The following is a 23,054-nucleotide window of genomic DNA, read 5'->3' as shown; positions in this document are numbered from 1 at the left end:
CGTAAAACAATCAACATCAAAATAATCACTAATAAAAACGCTGCATTCAAAGCATTAAATACATCTGCAATGATTTTTAAAATAAGGAATCAAAGCATTTATTAAGTACGTCCTAATTACATGACAATGATTCCTTACCTATCTCATAAGTATATCTAATCTATATTCAAGAATGTCATAGATGACTACAACGAAAATCAACAATACAAATTAGATAACACTAATTCATCATACCTCAAATCATCTTGAAGCACACACATATGGGGCTTTAATATCCCCCTTACAAGTGCCCCAAAGTGCCAAACAACATTCTATAGTTGTTTCACCACTACCTGCCAATGCTTCCACATTAGCCAATGTCAAATCAGATAATACTTCAGATTTCTGATTTGCATAAACTCCATATCCTGCAATCGCTGCAAATGCTGCAACAAAAGCTATCTTAATCATTTTCTTCATACTACTCTTCAGTTTTATTAGTATAAGATTATTCTTTTTTTATCATTTACCACAAGCATAATGCTTGCGTACCAGAATCAAGATATAAAAATCTTGGAGAACTCTTTTCTTGCCATACCTATCGAAATGGCAGAAAACACACTCTGTTTTCAATTCAAATTACTATCTTTGCCTCGACCTCCTTTCTTGGTGGGTTATGGAACGGACGGTACGAGATGCACCAACCAAACGTGAACCGTCCGTTCCTCTCCATCCATATTATAGTTTACTTTATTTCATACTATACTCTATTATCGGATCATCTTTATTCACATCCGTTGCCAAGATTATTCCTTTTTGTTCATCTACCGATATGCCATAAACATAATGATCTAACACATACCTGCAGAGAGGTTCGCCGGTCAGACTAAAAACATAGATATACCGTCCTCCATCCGGCAAATAGACACCTTGCTGTACATTTTGCGCAATTTCCTTAAAAGAGCGCCCATGAAAAACCGCATAGATAGCACTGTCTGTCACTTGGACATCGCTAAATCCCATGATACCCGTAGGAATACCATAACCCTGGGAAATCTTAAACTCCGGTTCACCGTGCGGACCGATGCGTACCACATGCGTACTATCTTTCAAATTAAAGACTTCAAGTACTTCGCCCAACTGGGTAACTGCTGCCAGCACTCCATTTCGGGGATTATAGTCGATGAAGCTACGCCATGCCTGAGCCAATGCAGGACGGGCATTCTGTAAAGCCTCCACGTTGGCTGACGGTATTTGACCGGTTCTGCGCAATAATTTCCCTTGATAGTTTACCCAGCAAAAGCGGCTGCTGCCAGATTCGTCCGGAACAATGAAGGTAAAGTCGTCAACCATCACAAAGTCTAAAACGCGAAGCATGTCAGCATCCATATTTATCACTTTCTGAGGAACGATTGAGCAACCCGACGAAGTAAAATCATACTTGGTCAATACGGACTTACCAGCATCAAGTCCCCACAGAGATTGACCATGCCATCGGATATTTTCAGCAGAAAGCATCTCTTCGGGAGCCTCGCCCCGCTTGCCGAACGAAGCCAAATAGCGGAAACCCGGATAGTGGAAAACATGGCAAAAGTAGTCCGTGCCATGCAAATCCATTACCACAGCCTTATCACCCTGCACCCGAACGCGGAACGGATAACGGAACAAAGCGGTGTCCAATGGCTGCACCCTCGCCTTCAGCTCGATTGTTTGCGGAAAATCCATGTAAGCGACAGAAGTTGCTACTTTTTTCTGCGTACAAGAGGAAAAGGATAGTGCGGATAGGCTAATGAGGCAGGCTATAATAAATTTGCACATGAGCTACTCCTTGATTTGTTAAAGGACAAACTATTGAACCACTCCCCAAACATTGGCCGTCACTTCCACTCTCACCAGCAGCCAATGCCTCTATATTTTCCAATAGTAAATCATCCAGCTTTTCCGAATGACTAATTTGAACATAGCTTAAAACTGAAATGGCACTAATTGCCAAAGTTCCTAATAACTTCACCTTGCTTTTCATAGTGTTTTTGTTTTTTGTTACACAAGCAAAGATAAAAGGATTATTTTGGCTTTTGCAAGTCTTTATTCGGAAAACGCCCAAAGTTGGGGCGTGAAAAAAAGTTCACACCCGACACACCAATATGGGTTAACATTTCATCTACTTGGAGATAACAATTTGATACCCCTTCCTTTCCGGCAGAAGAAGAATCTGAATGGAATCGTCCGCCTCAAAGAGTTTACCCAATAAGCTTATTGCTTTTCTGCGGCGGCTGCCTAAATTCAAATCACTCAATGGCCAACCGCAAATTTCCGCTATTTCATCGTTCGTCAGGAAAAGTTCGGACGACTTGGCAAAACCAAGTAATAACTTCGCGGCTTGTGGCGTACAAGATACTTTTTCACCTTCATAAGTCAGTGTATGGTTGACGGAATCAAATATATACTTCCCGAACCGATAAGTGCTCTTTGTCAACGTATCAGCCGTTTTTCTCTTTCTATACTGTTGACCCCCTACATAAATCGCCAGTCCCAATAACAGAATGCACAAAATGCAGGATAGTATCTGCAGTACATGGTCTGCCCAATCCACACAGTGCCAAAAATCAGGCAGCATATAAGCTGTCAACCTCATTGTGTACATACCGTTCAAATAGTAAGTACCTAAATCATTCTGTGAAGCAATTATAGTTTCATCTCCAGTAAATGATTCTTGCACAATGCCCTTTCCCATCGGATTAACCTTCAGAAAAAGAGCACACATGGCTCCGCCATACCGATCATTCATCTCAGCTTTCCACTCAAGACAAATCTCTTCCAATGGAAATTTTCCATAATAATTCAACATATCGGCTTTAAACCCTACGACATCCAACGGAAATAGTCCTTGTGCCTCTTTCAATGAGTCTATTATCACTTCAAATTCACCATTTTCTGATATCGCTTTCCTTTTGGTATGCTTCTTACCACTATCAGACCCAAATGCATAGAACATCCCCAGCCCATCAAATTCCCGATTCACGACCCGTTCCGCAACCTTCCGCAGAGTTTCTACAGCAACCTCCTTAGCCACGTCTTGTCCCTGGTTGGCATTATCATATAATGCTACTATCACAGACACTGCCACCACTACAATGGCACATATCCATATCATAAGAATCTTCTTATAGCGTTTCATCAACTCCTTCCTTTCTGTTGCTTATTCATTTCTACCCATGCACTCGAAGAGGCATCCGCTTAATAGCGCCAAAGTTAAACAATAATATAAAAGAAAAAAGAAAAAATGAATACAAAAGTTACTTTTATTCACCTATACTCACGATGAAAAAATATTCCTATTAAAAATCCGTTCGGTTATCGATACTGGTAATCAGTATATCCTACACGCCATGAGCCGTCAATTAATTATCTTATAATTCATATTTCACCAAGACAAAATCCGGATTCACCCCTATGGCATACAACGTATTACTCTGTTCTTCAGAAGCTATACGCATTACGGGAATACCCAAATCAACAATCTTCACTAAATTTCCATCATAATCATACAAGAAAACAGTATGAGGGCATTTGCTTGCATCCCTTCCCACTGTAGATTCATCCGTATCATCTTTTCTACGGTCTCGTTGCAATGTAATAATAAAATCCTTACTCATACAGAGTCCCCGGACACCTTTTACCCTGCGGTCAAAAATCACCTCATTGTTCCGAATCTCGTATTCGTCACCATCTGTTCGCCATTCCCACACTAATGAAAATTTATCCTCATCCTGCTGATACAATGCTAAATAAGGGAAATCATAACAAGAATAGACAAATACTCCACGAGATGCATTATATCCTCTCTCCCCCCCCTAAATATTGTTTCACCTGCGGAATGGGATAATTGCCAAACGAAGAAGCCTGACCATGCAATAGGGTTTCAAAACAATGTTCCGCACCAGCATCCACAATTCCAATATACACATTCTTTGCATATTCAGCCATGGCAGGACGCGATAACCGTTCGTCTGACAAGCACTTATTTTAGGCTTTGTCAGATGAGAGATTCCATCATTCATTCAAGGATTTTTTCAATGAAATGGGACTTTTTAGTTGATAACAAAATTTTTTATTTTCTATCCCCCAATCAGAGACTTCGGACAGGGCTTTTCGTAATCTTGTTATTACAGTATGTACATTACCCGGTGTTACTGAACCGTCCGGCCACAATAGTTCCATAATTCCATTGACTGACAACCTATAATCTTCCGCATCCAAGAAGGCTTGCAGCAGTCTTGCAAGGGTTGCCGTCAACTTCACCCTATTGTCTACTCTATACAGCACACCGGAATCAGCATCAAAAAACAAATCATCTTCCAACCGATAAACATGCGCCTCACTCCTATCTACTGCAATCATCGGTATTTCTTTCTCCACAAATATCGGAACTGTTTTTTCTACCGTCACCTCTTTGACAAAAAAACGGCGATAGACTTTAGCAATGTATTCTTGCAGAAAAAACAGCAGAAAGCAACAAAGAACAAGAGCGCACAAAAGAATCTTATCCTTAGCAGTAAAAATGTTCAACCAAGAATAATACAAATATCCCGTCACACCAATTTCGCACCTATAGCCCAAATAACAAGACATAAGACTATCCGGTTTTAACATATAAAGTGAATCGTCCGAAAAAGTATAAGTTTCACGTTCATCCCAATCAGCCACAGATATACGTACTACCGTTTTCCCAGAATAATTCATTTCTTCCAGTAAGCGATACCATATCCTATTCAACGAATCAGCTTGCAAAGGGAACATATGCAGTATATAAGAGTGCATCCCTCTCAAATTAGAAGATTGCTCCACATTATGAAAGTACTTTTCATAAGGAACAAAAAAGTCCTTTTTACCATATTCACTTTCCATTTCCACCTTTATCGGCTCCTTCTTAATGTCAATGGAATCATCCGGTAACCTAATATTCCCTGACGAACTGAAATACACGTCAACTTCATTCCTTTTCTGCAACTCCTTCCCTAAAGCTACACGAAAAGCACTGCGTGCCTGCGTTTCCCAGTACTCCATCCGGTTTTGATATACAAACCAACCAGTAATTACTGCTGCAATAATCCCTATAGCAACGTATATCAATAGCATTTGCCGTCTCCCTCTTTTCTCGTCCACGTTGTGTGTGTTCAAATATTAATCCGCCTCAAAGTTAGATATTTTTTTAACAAGAGACACCCATCTTAATCATCTTCTTACCGTTTGCTTAATAAAGGACGGCGTGATACCATTGCGCAGCAGGTAAAATGCTTAAGAAAAACCAAGAACTGATAAGAAACAGTATTTGGATAGAGCGAGCCAACCATAAACATAACTTAATCTATTTCAAAGTATACTGTACCAGTTCCACTTCACCTTTATCAGCCAAAGCATACAAGACATCATCATTATCAGAAACACAAAAATTTGTCAGTGGATAATCAGTTTCAAACTTATTTATCGGTTTTCCATTCCAAGATAACTGATAAATGACATTAGCTTTAAATGCATCCATACCAGCATCTCTAAAATTCTTTCCGGAATACAGCAGATAGATGTAATTATCCGTTGCATATGCCATGGTAAAAGACATTTTATTATCTGCACTCATTGGAGCCGATCGATATTCACCTGTTTCTTCTGTAACATAATTGGGATATCCACCTATCAATTCATAAGTTTTCTCAATTCCATCTTTATTTACAGAAAACAGCATAAAGATAGGAGCACTACACACAGCATACAAGAATTTGTCCAATGACCGATTAGAGCACAAAGTCCCTTGATAAGCCATCCCTCGCAAACGATTTGAAATAGCTTTCTCGCGACTATCTTTATAAGGATATTCAAAAAAGAACTTACTTCCAATAGAATTATCCGTAAGACTCAACATGTTACTTTCATAGAATCCTAATCCAAGATATGCGTCATATTTTGTCGGGGATAGCTTAATACTCGATAAAGTATCTTTAAAAACAACTGGAAAATTCATTTCTCCACGCTTAACCTTATCTAAGTTTATCTCACGCAATTCATGTTTATATGCATCATAAACACCAAGAATAGAATCGGACTTCATATTACAGAAAGCAAAAACTTGCAAGAATTCATTATTTCCTTCACCTTTTTGCCCAAAACGATAAACCCTATCGTTTTCTTTCAAATCAACCAAAAGAAAAAGAGAATCTCCAATATCATCATAAATAAGCAAAGATGAATCTACATATTGGATTAAAAAAGGACGTCCCAAAATTAATTCTCTATCCAAACAAGCCTCTGAAATAAGCTTCTTTGTATTTATAAAAGTACGATTCCAATCTTCTACACTACTATCTGGTTTTTGCACACATGATGCAAAAACACTCAATATGCAGAACAAATATAAAAAGCTGTTTAACCTAATTAATTTCATGTTTCCCTAATTTATTAATAAAGTTTCTTCTTCTAATCCGCTTTAGCTATTTTCCACCCGCCAATCGTCCGCGTAGCACTGTCAAAATTCACACCAATCTTGACCACACGCCTGCCGTCCGCCCGGTAAGGGATGGCATACTGCTTGCTGTCAATCTGAGCCAACGCCTCTTCCGGGGTACCGTCGTATTTGAACTCGAAGACATAAACGACATCCTGCAACTGCACCACCACATCCGCACGGCCTACGGAACTCTTCACTTCCGACTCCACATATTGTCCCATCAACCGGAACAGCAAATAGAAAATGGTCTGATAATGCTTTTCGGTCTTGTTCTCCAAATCATTGGGAATGGAGGCAAAGAAGGAACGGGTACGCTCCAGGCAGCTCTCCACATCACCCTTCATCAAGTCGCGAAGGAAAGAGACGACGTAGAAGGTGTTGTTCTGGGCAGGCAAGTGCACGTAAGAGGGAAGCAGGGATTCAATGAACCCTTTACGGACCTCACCGTTGGGATAGGCCAAACGATAGATTTGGAAATTACGGTCATAGCCCTTAATGGTCAGATAACCGCTCTGGTAGAGCACCGGGATGGGACTCGTTATCTGTTCCGTAGGCGCATCAAACTGCTCATCGGTAGCCTCAACACCTTCCAGCGCACGCACATCGAAGTCTGCATGGCGCAGAATATCTATCAGGAAAGTAGGCGTGCCCGTGGAGAACCAATAGTTCTTGTATTCTTTGGAATTGAAAGCATTGAACAGGCTGAACGGGTTGTAAATATCCGCACAAGCCTTACTGAAATGATAACCGTCATATTGCCGCTTCAAATGCAAGCATGCCTCCTCGTAAGTCTCATCATTAGCCTCGGCCATCCGCTCAATATCGGGTTTCAACTGCGTCAGCAGTTCCTCCTCGGTGATGCCGCAGAGGGCACTGAAGTCATCGCGCATACTGATATTTTGCAAATTGTTCAGTTCGCTGAAGATGCTCAGCTGGCTGAACTTGCTGATACCCGTGATAAAAAGAAAACGGAGATATTGCCCCAGCCCCTTGAGAGGACTGAAGAACTTGCGCATCTCGTTGCGAAGCTGTTGTTGCAAAAGGGCATCGGAATTACTGTCAAGCAGAGGAGCATCGTACTCGTCAATCAGCACTACAACCGGCTTTCCGGTCTTGGCGTAGGCACGCAGGATGATGCCTTGCAGACGCTCTGCCGCCCCCTCTTCCTCTTCCTTTTTTCCGTAAATTTCTTCCCAACGGGATAAAAACAAATTCAATTGCCCCGTCAAGTCACGCAGCTCAGTATATTTCGTCAAGCTGAAATCAACGTGCAGCACCGGGCAAACCTCCCATTCCTGCTCCAGACGTTCCATAGCCAGCCCTTCGAAAAGTTCCTTTTTCCCCTGGAAATAGGCCTCCAGCGTAGACACGAGCAAGCTTTTGCCAAACCGACGGGGGCGGCTGAAGAAATAAATTTGGTCTGTATTCACCAATTTGTACACCAGCTCCGTCTTATCCACATACACACAATTCCGCGTACGCAGTTGCTCAAAATTCTGTATCCCTATCGGATAGCGTCTGCCACTCAATTCCATAGCTGCTACTGTTTAAATTACAAGTATGACAAAGATAGCACATATTCCGCAAAAAAGAAAGCACGCCCATGGCTTTTTCATCACAAGCCCTCACTGCAAACCTACTGCACATCTTTTGCAGTAACACTGCAAAGGCGTTGCAGTAGCACTGCAAAACAGTTGCAGTGGCACTGCATCTATGTTGCAGCGGCACTGCAAAAACGATGCACTGGTTTTGCAGTGAGTATTTGGTATCTTTAACATTGGCACCCAAAGCCTTACAGCGGAGCAGAGCCCGTTTTCATCACATAACGCCCTGTCCTGAAAACAGTCAACCAAAATCAGGAGAACAAAAAGGGTGAGGGCAAAATTTGCCCTCACCCTTTTAAATTGCTCTCACTCACCCCTGAAACACCGATGAACAAGCAGATGCAGACAAGCGGTGAGGGTGGTGAGGGTGGAATTGCAAAACTTTTATTAGTTTGCTTATTTCAGCAAGCTTTCCGCATCCAGGTGCTCTGCCTCAATATCCTTGAAGTAGCGGTAAGTACCCACCTTCAATTCTTCGGTGGCCGCATCGTCACAAACGATGATACCCTTTTCGTGCATCTGCAAGGCGCTGATAGTCCACATCTGCATCACGGGACCCTCGACTGCATGATAGAGGGCACGTGCCTTGTTGTGTCCGTTTACGATAATCATTACCTCGCGGGCGCTAAGCACAGTACCGACACCGACGGTCAGGGCAGTCTTGGGCACCTTGTTCACGTCGTTGTCAAAGAAACGGGAGTTGGCAATGATGGTATCGGTAGTCAATGTCTTCTGGCGGGTGCGTGACGAAAGGGAAGAACCCGGCTCGTTGAAAGCGATATGTCCGTCGGGGCCGATACCGCCCATGAAGAGGTCGATGCCACCGTAGGACTTGATTTTCTCTTCATAGCGTGCACACTCGGCATCCAGGTCGGCAGCGTTGCCGTTCAGGATATTGGTGTTCTCCGGCTTGATGTCTATATGGCTGAAGAAGTTGTTCCACATAAAGGAATAGTAGCTTTCGGGATGTTCCTTGGGCAAACCTACATACTCGTCCATATTGAAAGTCACTACGTTCTGAAAAGACACGATGCCTTTCTTGTTCAGGTCGATAAGTTCCTTGTACATGCCCAACGGAGAAGAACCGGTGGGGCATCCCAATACAAACGGTTTTTCAGGTGTCGGATGAGCGGCCTTGATTTTGGCAGCCACATAATGTGCCGCCCACTTTGATACGGATTGATAATCCGGTTGAATGATTAGTCTCATTGTGATTGTTTTATTAGGTTAATAAATTAGGGGTAATTTTCAACTACTTCCTATCCTTCTTCAAACGCTCTGCCATGGCACGTGCCAGGTTTTCGCATTGTTCGTAAGTAATGTCCTTCATGGCCTGCTTCATCTCTACCGGGTCGCCCACAATCTCGAACTTGCTCTTTTCGGCAAACTCGCCCATGCGCTTCACGGCGGCACCCGCCCAGCAGAAGGAGCCGAAGTATCCCAGATAGCGTCCCTTCACTTCGCGTACCAGAATCTTGGAGAGCAAGGATTCTATCTCAGGATAAATCTGGTTGCTGTAGGTGGGGCTGCCGATGATAAGTCCGCGATACTTGAATATGTCGGCAATGATATAAGAAGGATTGCTCTTGCTCACATTGTGCATCACGATGTTCTTGATGCCTTGTGCAGAAAGTTCCGCCGCAATGGCTTCCGCCATCTGCTCCGTGTTGCCGTACATGGAACCATAGGCAATGACCACACCTTCGTCAGCGGCGTAGCGGCTCAACTTGTCGTAGATGCCGATAACCTTGGCTATGTTTTCCGTCCACACCGGCCCGTGCGTGGAGCAGATGGTGGAAATGGGCAGACCGCCCAGCTTGGCAAGTGCCTTCTGCACCGGAGAGCCGTACTTGCCCACGATGTTGGAATAGTAACGCACCATCTCGTCCCAGTATCTGTCCAGATTGATGCGCGTATCCAGGAACCCGCCGTCCAACGTACCGAAACAGCCGAAGCCGTCACCGGCGAAAAGGACTCCTTCCGTTTCGTCAAAAGTCATCATCGTCTCGGGCCAGTGCACCATCGGGGTCATATAGAAACGGAGCTTATGATGCCCCAAAGCCAGAAAATCCTCGTCCTTCACCATGTACTGTTCGCCCGTCACGCCATAAAAGCCCTCTATCATGCCGAAGGTCTGCTTGTTGCCCACAATGATGATGTCGGGGTAATGCTGCTTTATCAGGCGGATAGAGCCCGAATGGTCCGGCTCCATATGGTTGATGATGAGATACTGGATGGGGCGCTCGCCGATAATGCTCTTTATCTTGCGCAGATACACCTCGAAGTAGCAGATGTCCACCGTATCGACCAAAGCGACCGTCTCATCATCTATCAGGTAAGAGTTGTAGGAAACCCCATACGGCAACGGCCACATACCTTCAAACAAATGCTTATTGCGGTCATTCACTCCCACGTAGTGGATTTTTCCTTTTATCACTGTTTTTGGGTTCATAATTATTCTTTATTTAGATTGATTCCATATTTAAAGTTGCGGCAAAAATAATTCTTTTTTCTCACATTTCATACTTCTTTCCCTGATATGCACCGAGTTCTTTCATTCTTTTTTGAACCCGATGATTAAATTCATAATTTTTCAGTCCCCAGTCAGGTGCAATGAGCAGTTCCTTAGGAGACTGGGAGACGAAACGCTCCAGCACCAAGTCCGGCCGCAGATGCTCGATATAGTCTATCACGAGGTCGATATATTCGTCCACACCGAACAGATGGAAATCTTCGGGATGCTGCCGGTACTCTAAAGCCATGCGGGTGCCCCTTATCAGTTGCAGCTGATGCATCTTCAGGGTAGTGAGCGGCAGACGGGACAGTACGCCGGCTTGTACCACGATACTTTCGTGCGTCTCGCCCGGCAGTCCGAGGATGACATGCCCACCGGTCAGGATTCCGCGTGAAGCGGTTCTTTCCACCGCATCGGCGGCGGCATGGAAAGTATGCCCGCGGTTGATGCGGCAAAGTGTCTTGTCGTCGGTACTCTCTATGCCGTACTCCACTAAAAGGAATGTATGCCGGTTCATCTCCTCCAAATAGTCCAGCAGGCTGTCGGGCATACAGTCAGGACGGGTGCCGATGACCAGGCCCACCACCCCGTCTGCCGACAAGGCTTCCTCGTATTTCCGCTTCAGGTCTTCCAGTTCACCATACGTATTGGTATAGGCCTGGAAATAGGCGAGATACTTCATCTCCGGATATTTGTGTGCAAAGAACTGCTTGCCCTCTTCCAGCTGGCGGGTAATGGATTTCTCCGTACGGCAATAATCGGGGTTGAAGGTCTGGTTGTTACAATAGGTGCAACCGCCGACTCCTTTGTTTCCATCCCGGTTGGGGCACGTAAAACCGGCATTCAGCGATATTTTCTGTACCTTATAGGAAAAATATCGCTTCAGAAAAAGAGGGAACTCATTATAGAGCGTAGATTTGGTTTCCATACATATTCCTTATGTAAGTGGCAAATATAGGATTTTTCCGTGGGATGAACCTGCAAAAACAAGAATACTTTCCACCCGATTTGTTAACGAACATAAAACAAAGAATTTCCACCTGCACTAAAAAATGTTTCATCCACTGATATATAACTAATTAATTGAGAAAGAGTACATCCAAGCGCAATTACATTAAACACAATTTAGTGATTAGACACTCTTTTTACACACAATTTCCTCAGTTTATACACCTCAAGAATGAAATAAATTCATAGCTTTGCATACAACCTTAATGAATCAACCTATAAATACTATAACACCATGGCAACAATCGCATTGGACATAGGCGGCACAAAAATAGCCAGCGCCATTTTCTTTCCGGACGGAAGCATGATGTTTAACCGCAAACGGCTCCTGAAAGGAAGAACCGGTCACGAAGTGGGCAAGCTCGCCGCGGATATCCTCGCCAAACTTCTTACCGTAGCACGCAGAAGCCGTATACACGTCGACGGAATAGGTGTCTGCATCCCCGGTATCGTTTACTCCCAAACCAACCGGGTATGGGCCCCCAACATACCGGGCTGGGACAACTACCCCCTCTATGAGGAGCTGCGCAGTGTAACGCCTCCGGGCATCGAGATATACATCGACAGCGACCGTACCTGCTATATGTATGGAGAGATGTGGCAAGGTGCCGCCAAAGAATGTCACAGTGCCATATTCATTGCCGTGGGAACCGGTATCGGTGCCGGCATCATCATCGACGGGCACGTGTTGCACGGAGCCAACGACATTATCGGCGCCACCGGCTGGATGGCCCTGCAACCTCCCTACCGGGAAGAGTATGACGCATGCGGATGTTTCGAATATTACGCTTCCGGCAATGGTATCGGGGCACGGGTACGCGATGCCGTACGCGCCAACAAGTCATATAAAGGAAAACTGCGCCAGAAACCCATCTGTCGCATATCGGCCTATGATGTGTTCAGTGCCTATAATGAAAAAGACCCTATTGCCATCTCCGTATTGCACAAAGCTGTCGAGATGTGGGGCATGGCTTCCGCAAATCTGGTCAGCCTGCTCAACCCGCAGAAGATAATTTGGGGCGGAGGCGTATTCGGCCCTGCCGGTATCTTTATAGATGACATTTACAAGGAAGCCTGCAAATGGGCGCAACCGCTCAGCATCAAGCAGGTGGAATTTGTACCTTCTCAATTGTCCGGTAATGCCGGACTGATAGGAGCAGCGTTTCTTGCCATCAAAAATCACTTGTATGAGTAACAGTTATCACAAGAATCTCGTATTCACGGCAGCGTGCATCGGGATGTGTTTCTTCGGAGTCTCCATGATTACATTGGGAGCAGTGCTGCCATCCCTCATAGCCAAGCTGAATCTGAGCGGGTTGCAGACAACCTCACTGGTCACTTTCCTGCCTCTGGGCATGCTGGCCGGTTCCCTGATTTTCGGTCCCATCGTAGACCGGTTCGGACATAAAGCCCTGCTGGTGCCCAGCTGCATCATCGTACTGCTGGGGATGGAAGGACTTGCCTTCTTTGAAAGCGTGCCACTGCTGCAAGCTTCCATCGTCGGCATCGGCCTGGGCGGAGGCATCCTCAACGGAGAAACCAATGCATTGGTATCCGACATCTCAGGAGAATCCGAAAAAGGCTCACGCCTCAGTTTTCTGGGCATGTTCTACGGACTGGGCGCATTGGGCATACCGATGTTGCTGGGCTCCCTTTCCAGGCATTATTCATTCGAAACCATCTTACTGGGAATTGGCGTAGTGATGCTTGCGGGCATTATATTCTGTATCCCCGTACGCTTCCCCGCCCCTAAGCAGGCGCAAGGTTTCCCGGTAAAAGAGGGATTGGGACTGCTGAAAGAAAGCAGCTTACTGCTACTCAGCTTCATTCTTTTTTTCCAAAGCGGCATCGAGGGTGTCTGCAACAACTGGTCCACGAGTTACTTTGGGCAGATGACGGATATTCCGGCCAATCAGGCATTGATTGCACTGACCTGCATGGTAGCAGGACTGACCGTGGCACGTATGGTGCAGGTTGCGATATTCAAGAAGATAAAACCGGAAACCGTGCTGCCCTACAGCCTTACGCTCACTGCCATAGGCTTCTGTTTCCTTATGTTCTCGCCGGGGTTTGCACGCGCGGCAGTCGGCATGGTGCTGGTAGGTATGGGGCTGTCGGCCACGTATCCCGTGATACTCAGCATTCTTGGAAGCCGGTACCCGTCCTTATCGGGAACAGCATTCAGCGTGGCGCTTGCCATAGCCCTCGTCGGCCAGACTGCAATGAACGGCCTGATGGGCATGATTTCCCAATACGCCAATGGCATCGGACTTTATCCTTATCTGATGATTGCCTCACTTGCCGTCATGCTCCTTTTGTATAAACGCTCACTCAAATAAATTTATTAACTTCTTAAAAAACAAAAAAGTTATGTTAGCACTCGAATGGTTAAAGAATGCCCATGGCATTATGGAAAAACTGGAGGCTACCCAGTTGGAAAACATCAAAAAAGCAGCCACTGTTATGGCAGACTCCATCGAAGCCGGTCGTTGGGTCCACACGTTTGGTTGCGGCCACGCAACAATTCCCGTAGAAGAAATGTATCCGCGTATCGGCAGCTTTGTAGGATTCCACCCACTTTGCGAATTGCCTCTGACATTCTTCACGCAGATTATCGGCCAGATGGGTATTCATCAGTTCCTCTTCCTGGAACGGGCAGAAGGCTACGGCCAAGAAATCATGAAGAACTATGATTTTGATTCCAAAGACTGTATGTGGATTTTCTCACATACCGGTATCAATGCCGTCAATATAGACATGGCATTGGAAGCCAAGAAGCGCGGCATGAAAGTTATCGTATACGGTTCGGCCAGCGAAACGGGCGACAAGGCCAGCCGTCACTCCAGCGGAAAGAACCTCTTCCAGTTGGCAGATATCGTAGTGGATTCCTGCGTTCCCCTGGTAGACGCCTCCGTACCTTTGAAGAACCACTTCGACAAGGTAGGCCCGCTGTCTACATTGAGTTTCGTCACCATGGTATGGATGACCATCACTACCGTTGCTGAAATCCTTGCCGACCGTGGCGTACACTTGTACATCCATCCGTCGCACAACGTTCCGGGTGACACAACCGCCCACGAACGACTGGATGCAGCCATTGCAGAATATCAAAGAAAAGTCAAGTGCTTGTAACGAAAGATATTCCAATCATCATCTCATCCAATCATCATCTATGAGTGACGGAGGCCCGTCCCTGCTTCGCCCCCAAGAAGCAGGACGGGCTTTTTCTGTTCAAAAAGAATAAAATCGGCCCACTGCTTCGATAAATCTTCCCTTTGTTGTATATTTGTTCCCCAGAAAAAATAGGGAAACAGATAAGCATAAAAGATAGATATGAAACAGATAAGCATCGCACTTCTCCTCTGCCTCTGTACGCTGGCAGGTTTCGCCCAAAGTGGCAAGGCGCTCGATTTGAAAGAAATCGTATCGGGCAAGTTCACTCCGAAGAATATTTCCGGCGTTATCCCCATCCCGGGAGACGGGGAACATTATTCGCAGATGAATGCGGACAGGACACAAATCATCAAGTACTCCTTCAAAACGGGAAAACCCGTGGAAGTGCTGTTTGATGCCGCTACCGCACGCGAATGCACGTTCAAGACATTCGACAGCTACAGCTTTGCTCCGGACGGCAGCAAGCTGCTCATTGCCACCGAAACAACTCCCATCTACCGTCATTCCTATACGGCTGTGCATTACATCTACAGCCTGAAGCGCAACCTGGACGGTAAAATCAACAATATTGTGGAAAAACTTTCGGACGGCGGCCCGCAGCAGGTGCCCGTATTTTCACCGGACGGCAATCAAGTGGCTTTCGTACGCGACAACAACATCTTCCTTGTAAAACTGCTCTACGGCAACAGCGAAAGCCAGGTGACGGAAGACGGGAAACAGAACGAGGTGCTGAACGGCATCCCCGACTGGGTTTACGAAGAGGAGTTCTCCTTCAACCGTGCGCTGGAATTCAGTGCCGACAGCCAGATGCTGGCTTTCATCCGCTTCGACGAGAAAGATGTTCCCTCCTACTCTTTCCCTCTTTTTGCCGGACAAGCCCCCCACTTCACCCCTTTCGAGAAGTATCCGGGAGAGTATACTTACAAATATCCTAAAACGGGAGAAGTAAATTCCAAAGTGTCCGTACACACCTTCGACATCAAGTCGAAAGTGACCCGCAAGATAAACGTGCCGGTAGATGCAGACGGCTATATTCCCCGCATCCGCTTTACCCAAGACCCCAACAAACTTGCCGTCATGACACTGAACCGCCATCAGAACCGGTTCGACCTATACTTTGCCGACCCTCGCAGCACGGTAGCCAAACTGGCTCTGCGTGATGAAAGCGATACCTATATCCGCGAGAATGTATTCGACAACATCGTCTTCTATCCGGAAAATTTCAGTTTTGTCAGCGAAAAGAGCGGATACAACCATCTGTACTGGTATAGCATAGGCGGCAATCTGCTGAAACAAGTGACAGCCGGACAATATGAAGTGCAGGAGTTCCTGGGTTATGACCCCGAAGAAGGAAGCTTCTACTTCAGCAGCAACGAGGAAAGCCCCATGCGCAGTGCCATCTACAAGATTGACCGGAAAGGTAAAAAGACCAGGCTATCGTCACAAGCCGGAACAAACAGTGCGCAGTTCAGTGCGAACATGAAGTACTATATGAACCGTTATTCCAATCTGGACACTCCGACCGTCATTACGCTGAACGACAATACCGGCAAGACTCTTGCCACCCTGATGGACAATGCGGCATTGAAGCAGGAAATCAGCGGCTATGACATGCCACGGAAGGAATTCTTCACTTTCCAGACTTCCGACGGAACCACATTGAATGGCTGGATGATGAAACCTGCCGACTTCTCTGCCGGCAAGAAATACCCGGTACTGATGTACCAGTACAGCGGCCCCGGTTCACAGCAAGTGCTTGACAAGTTCAGTGTAAGCTGGGAAACCTACATGGCATCACAAGGCTATATCGTGGTTTGCGTAGACGGGCGTGGCACCGGAGGACGTGGTGCCGAATTCGCCAAATGCACCTATCTGAACCTGGGTATCAAGGAAGCCAAAGACCAGGTGGAAACCGCCCTCTACATGGGCAACCAGCCTTATGTGGACAAAAAACGCATCGGAATCTGGGGATGGAGTTACGGTGGATACATGACCATTATGAGTATGAGTGAAGGAACACCGGTATTCAAGGCCGGAGTAGCCGTAGCTGCCGTTACCGACTGGAACTACTACGACACCGTTTATGGCGAACGCTTTATGCGCACACCGAAAGAAAACGCCGAAGGCTATAAGGCCAGTTCCACCTTTACCCGTGCCGACAAGCTTCACGGCAACCTGCTGCTGGTACACGGCATGGCAGACGACAATGTACACTTCCAGAACTGTGCCGAATATGCCGAACAACTGGTACAACTCGGCAAACAGTTCGATATGCAGGTTTACACCAACCGCAACCACAGTATCTACGGAGGAAATACCCGGTTACACCTATACACGCGGTTGACCAACTTCTTCAACAAAGAATTGAAATAATGCCCGAAAGAGTACGTAAGCCTGAGTGGCTCAAAATAAGCATCGGTGCCAACGAGCGCTATACCGAGACCAAACGCATTGTCGAATCGCATTGCCTACATACCATCTGTAGCAGCGGCCGTTGCCCCAATATGGGGGAATGTTGGGGGAAAGGCACCGCAACCTTCATGATTGGGGGAAATATCTGCACCCGGTGCTGTAAGTTCTGCAACACGGCAAGCGGGAAGCCCTTGCCACTGGATGCCGATGAGCCTACACATGTGGCAGAGTCCATTGCCTTGATGAAACTCTCCCATGCAGTCGTCACCTCCGTAGACCGTGACGACCTGCCCGACTTAGGCGCGTCGCACTGGGTACGTACCATCCGGGAAATCAAGCGGCTCAACCCTGACACCACCGTCGAAGTGCTGATTCCCGACTTCCAGGGAAGAAAGGAACTCGTGGCACAAGTCATCGATGCACAACCGGAAATCATTTCGCACAACATGGAGACTGTCCGTCGTATCAGCCCCCTCGTACGCAGTGCCGCCAAGTATGAAACAAGCCTGGAAGTGTTGCGGCAAATTGCAGAAAGCAATACTACCACCAAGTCCGGCATTATGGTGGGATTGGGCGAGACTCCGGAAGAAGTGGAAGAACTGATGGACGACCTCCGCCGGGTGGACTGCCACATACTGACCATAGGCCAATACCTTCAACCCACACACAAGCATTATCCGGTAGCAGCATATATTACTCCCGAACAATTTGCACTCTACAGAGAGAAAGGATTGAAAAAAGGGTTTCAGCAAGTGGAAAGCGCTCCATTGGTACGCTCCTCTTATCATGCGGAAAAACAGATCCATTTTATACAAAAAAGAAGTAAAATAGGAAACATTTAAATTTCCCAGTTGTTATGATGTAAACGACAAAATCATAATACGGATAATGAGCCATCAAAGAATTTTATCATCAAGATTCAATATGTCGCTGGGATTCATCCCCGTTATAATATCCATCATATTATGCGAGTTTATAACGCAGGACATGTCCATCTACATCGGTGCAGGTGTAGGACTCTTGTTTAGCATCTATTCGGTGAGGCATAGAGGAACGCATGTTCCGCAAATCATACTTTACTGTACTACCGGAATGTTACTGCTGTTATCGGTAACAACCCTATTCCTCGTAAACTACTGTCCCCGTTTCATGCTTCCGTTCACGCTGGAAATCAGTGCCATCATTCCCCCATTCGTCATCTACCTCAATAGGAGAAGGTTTCTGGACTACCACATGTCCCAGACACAGAAATGCTGTAAGCAACTTTTTGCACAAGGGGCAGAAGCCGCCATCGTATCCTCACGCGTAATCCTTATCATAAGCCTGCTGCATTTTCTGATTATCTTCTTGGCGGTTCTGGTCAGTTACCCTTTGGGAGACACTACCCGCCACATTCTGTTTTATGTGGCGCCTCCCCTCGTCTTTATATCAGGCATTCTGTTCAATCAGTTCGGCATTTTCTATTTCAATATAGTGATGAACCACACGGTTTTCGTACCGATAGTCAATACCAAAGGAGATGTCATGGGGAAAGCCATCGCCTCAGAGGCCATCAACCGGAAAAACGACTATATCAATCCGGTCATCCGGATTGCCGTTGCCTCACACGGCATGCTGTTTCTCCTCCCCCGCCCCAAATGCAACGTTTTCGAGAAAGATAAAATCGACTTGCTGATGGAGGGTTACCTGATATATGGAGAAACATTGGAACAAGGCGCACACAGAATTTTACGACAAACGCTTCCCACCGCCCCATTAGACCATTTGCACTTCAACTTCATGTATCATTTTGAGAATGAAGCCACCAACCGCCTGGTCTATCTCTTCACACTAGACCTGGACGATGACTCCATCCTATGCAATAAGAATTTCAAGGGGGGAAAGCTATGGACATTCCAGCAAATGGAACACAACCTGGGACGGAACTTCTTCAGCAGTTGCCTGGAATATGAATTCGAGCACCTGGAAGCTATTATTTATACAAGAGAAAAATACAAGGAATCTTAGAAAGGTCGGGAGTCTTGCCCTGCCACTCCCTCACGGTCTTGGTTTTGATATACTCCCCTTCACAAGTAATGTTCGCCGCAATGCAGAGCTTGGTCTGCGGACGGCAGTTATGAAGAATATCCTCTATCATCTTATTATTGCGATAAGGCGTTTCAATGAAAAGCTGAGTCTGATGTTCATTATAGACGCGTTGTTCCAGCATTTTCAGCTTTTTGGCACGCTCTGCCGGTTCAATGGGAAGATAACCATGGAAGGCAAAGCTCTGACCGTTGAAGCCGGAACCCATGACGGAGAGGATAATGGAAGAGGGCCCCACCAAGGGGACCACTCTCAAGTTTTTCCGTTGTGCAATAGCCACTACGTCCGCTCCCGGGTCGGCCACAGCCGGACAACCGGCTTCGGAGATCACGCCCATCGGATGCCCCTCCACCAGCGGCTTCAGATAGCCGGAGATGTCTTCGGGCGACGTATGCTTGTTCAACGTATAGAATGTCAGCGCATCAATATCTATTCCCTTGTCCACCTTTTTCAAAAAACGGCGTGCCGAGCGCACATCCTCCACGATGAAATAGCGGATTCCCAGTATTATCTCCTTATTATAAGGAGGCAACACCGTTTCAATAGGCGTATCGCCCAGCGTGACTGGCAAAAGATAAAGTGCGAGTTCCATTAGCCGTAAATGATATTTCCGTTTTCGTCCTTATACTCATCCAGTCCCTTCTCGTAAGTAGCCATGGCGCGAAGGCTCATACCTACGCTGGAGAAACCTCCATCGTGGAACAAGTTCTGCATGGTGACCTTGCGGGTGAGGTCGGAGAACATGACGATACAGTAATCGGCACACTCATCGGCAGAAGCATTGCCGAGCGGAGACATGCGGTTGGCAAAGTCGAACAACTTGTCCATACCCTTCACACCGGAACCGGCAGTGGTCATCGTGGGAGACTGGGAAATGGTGTTGACACGTACATGGTGTTCGCGTCCGTAGATGTAACCGAAGCTGCGGGCAATGGATTCCAGCAGTGCCTTGGCATCTGCCATATCGTTGTAACCGTAGAACGTACGTTGCGCAGCCACATAACTCAAAGCCAGAATTGAACCGTAGTCAGCAATGGCGTTGAGTTTCTTGGCAGCTTGTATCATCTTGTGGAAAGAGACAGCGGAGATATCCAGCGTCTTTTCCAACATATCGTAATCCAAATCATCATATGTACGTTTCTTACGCACATTGGGAGACATACCAATGGAGTGCAGCACAAAGTCGACCGGGCCACCCAATACTTCCATAGAGCGTTTGAATACATTTTCCAAATCTTCTACACTTGTAGCATCTGCAGGAATCACCTCGCAGTTCAGTTTCTCCGAAAGAGCGGACACTTCGCCCATACGGACGGCAACCGGCGTATTCGACAAAGTGATGGCTGCACCTTCTTCTACTGCTTTTTCTGCTACTTTCCAGGCAATGGACTGCTCATTCAGAGCACCGAAAATAATGCCTCTTTTTCCTTTCAACAAATTGTAACTCATACCTATTTTTAGTAAAATTCGGCTGCAAAGATAGGAAGTTTTTGCATAAAAAGCCCGAAAGTGTGCAAAGAAAAGGGAAGAACGGCAAAAAATACACCGATCACCCACTGCAAAACTACTGCAACGCTTGTGCAGTGCCACTGCAATACAGTTGCAGTATCACTGCAAACATATTTGCAGTAACGCTGCACTCCATCTGCAGTACTACTGCAAAACGCATGCAGCAGGAATGCAGTAATAACACACTGATTATCAACTCAGTGATTCCTATTCTGCAAATACCTGATGAAACCCGAGACAGCATTTGAACATGAGCGCAAAAAGCCCTATATTTGCAGCAAACTAAAAAATAGAGAAGGCAATGAAGAAGTTGATTATATTTGACCTGGACGGAACTTTACTGAATACAATAGCCGATTTGGCACAAAGTACAAACCATGCCCTGCAAGCGCTTGGCTATCCCACTCACCCGGAATCGGCCTATAACTTCATGGTTGGCAACGGAATCAACAAACTGTTCGAGCGCGCCCTCCCGGAAGGGGAAAAGAGCGAAGAAAACGTCCTGCGCGTCCGCAAGGAGTTTGTGCCTTATTATGACGTGCACAATGCTGATAAAAGCTGCCCTTACCCCGGCATCCCCGAACTACTGGAACAGTTGCAGGAGAAAGGGATGATATTGGCAGTGGCTTCCAACAAATATCAATCGGCTACCGTGAAACTGATTTCACATTATTTCCCCAACATACGTTTTACCGCCGTCTTCGGACAACGGGAAGGGGTCAACGTGAAGCCCGACCCAACAGTGGTGCATGACATTCTGGACATCACCCGGATATCCCGTGAAGACGTGCTATATGTGGGAGACTCCGGAGTGGATATGCAGACGGCCGCCAATGCCGGAGTCACTGCCTGCGGAGTCACCTGGGGATTCCGTCCCCGCACAGAACTGGAAGAGTTTCATCCGGCACATATCGTAGACAATGCTACGGAGATTGCCGTTATCGCCGCTCTTTGAGAGGGCACTCCCTCCCCCCAGCTATCCGAGAGTGCATATTTACATTATGATATTTTTTAGGCGCGGATTACGCGAAAAACACGGAGTTTTTCTTTGTCTCTCCGTGAAATCCACGTACTTCCACGCCTAAAAAATAATCAGAAAGAGAACAGCCTCAGAACAATTTTCGCATCGCTCCTTTATCTCCTACCACAAGATAGGTATTCCCGTCAATCAGTAAAGCGCGCCCACGTTTCTTCTTTCGGTTTTCCTCGTTATCCACATTCACTCCAATCACCCGTCCATCATAGAAAGTGGAAATATCCTTAAAGATAGTATGCCCCACAATGATATGTTCGACGTCATAACGTTTCAACATCAGTTGCAGGGAGTCTTGTGCCAATGGATGGTATTTTGCATCCGTCCGTACCAATCCACGATACCAGATAGGGCCGCTATTACCATATAGGAAAGCCGTGAGAGGCGATAGAGCCTTACGTTCCTTCTTGCTCATGAACAATGCACGGCTCATTTCCTCATTCACTGTGGGAATATTCAAGTCACTGTCATAAAACTCCTTTCCCAAACCTGCATGCACATACAGATTAGGTCCGATGGTCTGCATCGTATTACGGGTACCAAGCCATTTGCCAAGTTCTGTGTCCGGACCGAACAATGCCGGATAATCCATACCCAGTTTTCGGGCCAATGTCTTGTACTTTTCTTTGGTATAACGCAAATCATTTGCCGTCACAAGCGGTTCATGGTTACCCAACAGAAACGAGACATGACCACCTGCATCCGCCGCCTCCTTCTCCAATTTATAGAACAGCCAAAATATCTGCGGCACATCTTTGCCACGGTCAAATATATCACCGATAACCACCAGATGGTTGGTTCCAAAACTCCAATGGTAGTCTTTATCAATGACATTGTTGCCTCGCAGCAAGCTCATCACGCAATTCAGCTTGCCATGGGGGTCAGACATCACAAACACTTTATCCGGTTGTCTGTATTGCCATTCCGGACGTTTGACCGGATGCAGCTTCACATCAAACGGATAACGCCCTTTGTGGTCCGTGACATGAAGGGTGAAATCCTGAGGAAGTACTGTATAAGTCGTATCTTCTATCTGCCCTTGGGCTGTAACGCTTATGACGCGCACCTTTCCGTCCGGTTCATAAATCACATAAGGTCCGTCTGCCGACAATTCCTCCTTCTTCTCCTTATCACCGTCTAAACCAAGAGTTCCGGCACTTAGGCCGGAACTGATGAAGGTTAGAATAAATACAGTAAAGAAAGACTTTACAATAGTTGTCTGATACTTCATAT

Annotated in this window: 22 protein-coding genes; 7 read left to right on the top strand and 15 right to left on the bottom strand. The window is 46.2% G+C overall.

Features of this window, described 5'->3' with window-relative positions; all coding sequences use genetic code 11:
• Positions 1-240: 240 nt before the first annotated feature.
• From DXD65_RS04645 to DXD65_RS04590, 12 genes are all read right to left on the bottom strand, one after another.
• Positions 241-459: an NVEALA domain-containing protein gene (locus tag DXD65_RS04645; RefSeq protein WP_022402353.1), complete on the bottom strand. Its 219-nt coding sequence runs from the start codon at positions 457-459 to the stop codon at positions 241-243.
• Positions 460-729: 270 nt separating this feature from the next.
• Entirely contained in the window at positions 730-1,797 is a 1,068-nt protein-coding gene (locus tag DXD65_RS04640; protein WP_022402352.1) for a BF3164 family lipoprotein, read from the bottom strand.
• A complete protein-coding gene (locus tag DXD65_RS04635) occupies positions 1,766-2,002 on the bottom strand; it encodes an NVEALA domain-containing protein (protein WP_022402351.1) in 237 nt (78 codons plus the stop codon). Before DXD65_RS04635 ends, DXD65_RS04640 begins: the two co-directional genes overlap by 32 nt.
• A gap of 138 nt (positions 2,003-2,140) precedes the next feature.
• A complete protein-coding gene (locus DXD65_RS04630) occupies positions 2,141-3,157 on the bottom strand; it encodes a transcriptional regulator (protein ID WP_022402350.1) in 1,017 nt (338 codons plus the stop codon).
• A gap of 232 nt (positions 3,158-3,389) precedes the next feature.
• Positions 3,390-3,728 carry a hypothetical protein gene (locus DXD65_RS04625; protein ID WP_022402349.1) on the bottom strand — a complete coding sequence of 113 codons (339 nt, stop codon included), beginning with the start codon at positions 3,726-3,728 and terminating at the stop codon, positions 3,390-3,392.
• A gap of 85 nt (positions 3,729-3,813) precedes the next feature.
• The gene (locus DXD65_RS21000; RefSeq protein ID WP_155519660.1) at positions 3,814-3,966 is read right to left on the bottom strand and encodes a hypothetical protein; all 153 of its coding nucleotides are present in this window, start codon (positions 3,964-3,966) and stop codon (positions 3,814-3,816) included.
• Positions 3,967-4,032: 66 nt separating this feature from the next.
• Positions 4,033-5,145, bottom strand: coding sequence for a transcriptional regulator (locus DXD65_RS04615; protein ID WP_227212813.1), 1,113 nt, complete (start codon positions 5,143-5,145; stop codon positions 4,033-4,035).
• Positions 5,146-5,347: 202 nt separating this feature from the next.
• Positions 5,348-6,418, bottom strand: coding sequence for a BF3164 family lipoprotein (locus DXD65_RS04610; protein WP_022402346.1), 1,071 nt, complete (start codon positions 6,416-6,418; stop codon positions 5,348-5,350).
• Positions 6,419-6,450: 32 nt separating this feature from the next.
• Positions 6,451-8,016 (bottom strand): ATP-binding protein, encoded by a 1,566-nt coding sequence (locus DXD65_RS04605; RefSeq protein ID WP_008665600.1) that lies wholly within the window; start codon positions 8,014-8,016, stop codon positions 6,451-6,453.
• A 465-nt stretch (positions 8,017-8,481) separates the two neighbouring features.
• A complete protein-coding gene (gene nagB, locus DXD65_RS04600; protein ID WP_005823882.1) occupies positions 8,482-9,294 on the bottom strand; it encodes a glucosamine-6-phosphate deaminase in 813 nt (270 codons plus the stop codon).
• Between the two features lie 43 nt (positions 9,295-9,337).
• Complete coding sequence (locus tag DXD65_RS04595; RefSeq protein WP_005835258.1) at positions 9,338-10,537, bottom strand: FprA family A-type flavoprotein; 1,200 nt, start codon at positions 10,535-10,537, stop codon at positions 9,338-9,340.
• A gap of 61 nt (positions 10,538-10,598) precedes the next feature.
• Positions 10,599-11,528 carry a TIGR01212 family radical SAM protein gene (locus DXD65_RS04590; protein WP_117680619.1) on the bottom strand — a complete coding sequence of 310 codons (930 nt, stop codon included), beginning with the start codon at positions 11,526-11,528 and terminating at the stop codon, positions 10,599-10,601.
• Positions 11,529-11,843: 315 nt separating this feature from the next.
• Between DXD65_RS04590 and DXD65_RS04585 the strand changes: the two genes are divergently transcribed.
• The 6 genes from DXD65_RS04585 (at position 11,844) to DXD65_RS04560 (ending at position 19,201) form a co-directional block, all read left to right on the top strand.
• Positions 11,844-12,803 (top strand): ROK family protein, encoded by a 960-nt coding sequence (locus DXD65_RS04585; RefSeq protein WP_009037141.1) that lies wholly within the window; start codon positions 11,844-11,846, stop codon positions 12,801-12,803.
• Entirely contained in the window at positions 12,796-13,947 is a 1,152-nt protein-coding gene (locus DXD65_RS04580; protein ID WP_022402345.1) for an MFS transporter, read from the top strand. Before DXD65_RS04585 ends, DXD65_RS04580 begins: the two co-directional genes overlap by 8 nt.
• Positions 13,948-13,978: 31 nt before the next feature.
• Positions 13,979-14,740: a sugar isomerase domain-containing protein gene (locus tag DXD65_RS04575; RefSeq protein ID WP_005823892.1), complete on the top strand. Its 762-nt coding sequence runs from the start codon at positions 13,979-13,981 to the stop codon at positions 14,738-14,740.
• A gap of 201 nt (positions 14,741-14,941) precedes the next feature.
• Positions 14,942-17,155, top strand: a complete 2,214-nt coding sequence (locus tag DXD65_RS04570; RefSeq protein WP_022402344.1) for a S9 family peptidase — start codon at positions 14,942-14,944, stop codon at positions 17,153-17,155.
• A complete protein-coding gene (gene lipA / locus DXD65_RS04565; RefSeq protein ID WP_005823900.1) occupies positions 17,155-18,036 on the top strand; it encodes a lipoyl synthase in 882 nt (293 codons plus the stop codon). Before DXD65_RS04570 ends, lipA begins: the two co-directional genes overlap by 1 nt.
• A gap of 46 nt (positions 18,037-18,082) precedes the next feature.
• Entirely contained in the window at positions 18,083-19,201 is a 1,119-nt protein-coding gene (locus DXD65_RS04560) for a hypothetical protein (RefSeq protein ID WP_117887393.1), read from the top strand.
• Here the strand turns inward: DXD65_RS04560 and DXD65_RS04555 are convergent.
• Together DXD65_RS04555 and DXD65_RS04550 are read right to left on the bottom strand one after the other, a co-directional pair.
• Complete coding sequence (locus DXD65_RS04555; RefSeq protein ID WP_005823906.1) at positions 19,167-19,871, bottom strand: SAM-dependent methyltransferase; 705 nt, start codon at positions 19,869-19,871, stop codon at positions 19,167-19,169. The genes DXD65_RS04560 and DXD65_RS04555 overlap by 35 nt on opposite strands.
• Entirely contained in the window at positions 19,871-20,728 is an 858-nt protein-coding gene (locus tag DXD65_RS04550) for an enoyl-ACP reductase (protein WP_005835244.1), read from the bottom strand. The genes DXD65_RS04555 and DXD65_RS04550 overlap by 1 nt, the downstream gene beginning before the upstream one ends.
• A 361-nt stretch (positions 20,729-21,089) precedes the next feature.
• On the opposite strand from DXD65_RS04550, the gene DXD65_RS04540 reads away from it, so the two are divergent.
• Positions 21,090-21,743, top strand: coding sequence for an HAD family hydrolase (locus DXD65_RS04540; RefSeq protein ID WP_117887392.1), 654 nt, complete (start codon positions 21,090-21,092; stop codon positions 21,741-21,743).
• Between the two features lie 154 nt (positions 21,744-21,897).
• Here the strand turns inward: DXD65_RS04540 and DXD65_RS04535 are convergent, their stop codons facing one another.
• Positions 21,898-23,052: a metallophosphoesterase gene (locus DXD65_RS04535; RefSeq protein WP_117887391.1), complete on the bottom strand. Its 1,155-nt coding sequence runs from the start codon at positions 23,050-23,052 to the stop codon at positions 21,898-21,900.
• Between the last annotated feature and the right edge of the window lie 2 nt (positions 23,053-23,054).

This window comes from Bacteroides sp. 4_1_36 (assembly GCF_003466325.1).
GTDB classification, from domain to species: domain Bacteria; phylum Bacteroidota; class Bacteroidia; order Bacteroidales; family Bacteroidaceae; genus Bacteroides; species Bacteroides uniformis.
This window is presented reverse-complemented; position numbering and strand designations above follow the sequence as displayed.

Bases quoted from the DNA above. Each gene is read 5' to 3' on its own strand.
- DXD65_RS04585 (WP_009037141.1), top strand. From the start codon at position 11,844: ATGGCAACAATCGCATTGGACATAGGCGGCACAAAAATAGCCAGCGCC.
- DXD65_RS04605 (WP_008665600.1), bottom strand. From the start codon at position 8,016: ATGGAATTGAGTGGCAGACGCTATCCGATAGGGATACAGAATTTTGAG.
- DXD65_RS04635 (WP_022402351.1), bottom strand. From the start codon at position 2,002: ATGAAAAGCAAGGTGAAGTTATTAGGAACTTTGGCAATTAGTGCCATT.
- DXD65_RS04570 (WP_022402344.1), top strand. From the start codon at position 14,942: ATGAAACAGATAAGCATCGCACTTCTCCTCTGCCTCTGTACGCTGGCA.
- DXD65_RS04575 (WP_005823892.1), top strand. From the start codon at position 13,979: ATGTTAGCACTCGAATGGTTAAAGAATGCCCATGGCATTATGGAAAAA.
- DXD65_RS21000 (WP_155519660.1), bottom strand. From the start codon at position 3,966: ATGGCTGAATATGCAAAGAATGTGTATATTGGAATTGTGGATGCTGGT.
- DXD65_RS04645 (WP_022402353.1), bottom strand. From the start codon at position 459: ATGAAGAAAATGATTAAGATAGCTTTTGTTGCAGCATTTGCAGCGATT.
- DXD65_RS04610 (WP_022402346.1), bottom strand. From the start codon at position 6,418: ATGAAATTAATTAGGTTAAACAGCTTTTTATATTTGTTCTGCATATTG.
- lipA (WP_005823900.1), top strand. From the start codon at position 17,155: ATGCCCGAAAGAGTACGTAAGCCTGAGTGGCTCAAAATAAGCATCGGT.
- DXD65_RS04535 (WP_117887391.1), bottom strand. From the start codon at position 23,052: ATGAAGTATCAGACAACTATTGTAAAGTCTTTCTTTACTGTATTTATT.
- DXD65_RS04555 (WP_005823906.1), bottom strand. From the start codon at position 19,871: ATGGAACTCGCACTTTATCTTTTGCCAGTCACGCTGGGCGATACGCCT.
- DXD65_RS04640 (WP_022402352.1), bottom strand. From the start codon at position 1,797: ATGTGCAAATTTATTATAGCCTGCCTCATTAGCCTATCCGCACTATCC.
- DXD65_RS04540 (WP_117887392.1), top strand. From the start codon at position 21,090: ATGAAGAAGTTGATTATATTTGACCTGGACGGAACTTTACTGAATACA.
- nagB (WP_005823882.1), bottom strand. From the start codon at position 9,294: ATGAGACTAATCATTCAACCGGATTATCAATCCGTATCAAAGTGGGCG.
- DXD65_RS04590 (WP_117680619.1), bottom strand. From the start codon at position 11,528: ATGGAAACCAAATCTACGCTCTATAATGAGTTCCCTCTTTTTCTGAAG.
- DXD65_RS04550 (WP_005835244.1), bottom strand. From the start codon at position 20,728: ATGAGTTACAATTTGTTGAAAGGAAAAAGAGGCATTATTTTCGGTGCT.
- DXD65_RS04560 (WP_117887393.1), top strand. From the start codon at position 18,083: ATGAGCCATCAAAGAATTTTATCATCAAGATTCAATATGTCGCTGGGA.
- DXD65_RS04630 (WP_022402350.1), bottom strand. From the start codon at position 3,157: ATGAAACGCTATAAGAAGATTCTTATGATATGGATATGTGCCATTGTA.
- DXD65_RS04595 (WP_005835258.1), bottom strand. From the start codon at position 10,537: ATGAACCCAAAAACAGTGATAAAAGGAAAAATCCACTACGTGGGAGTG.
- DXD65_RS04580 (WP_022402345.1), top strand. From the start codon at position 12,796: ATGAGTAACAGTTATCACAAGAATCTCGTATTCACGGCAGCGTGCATC.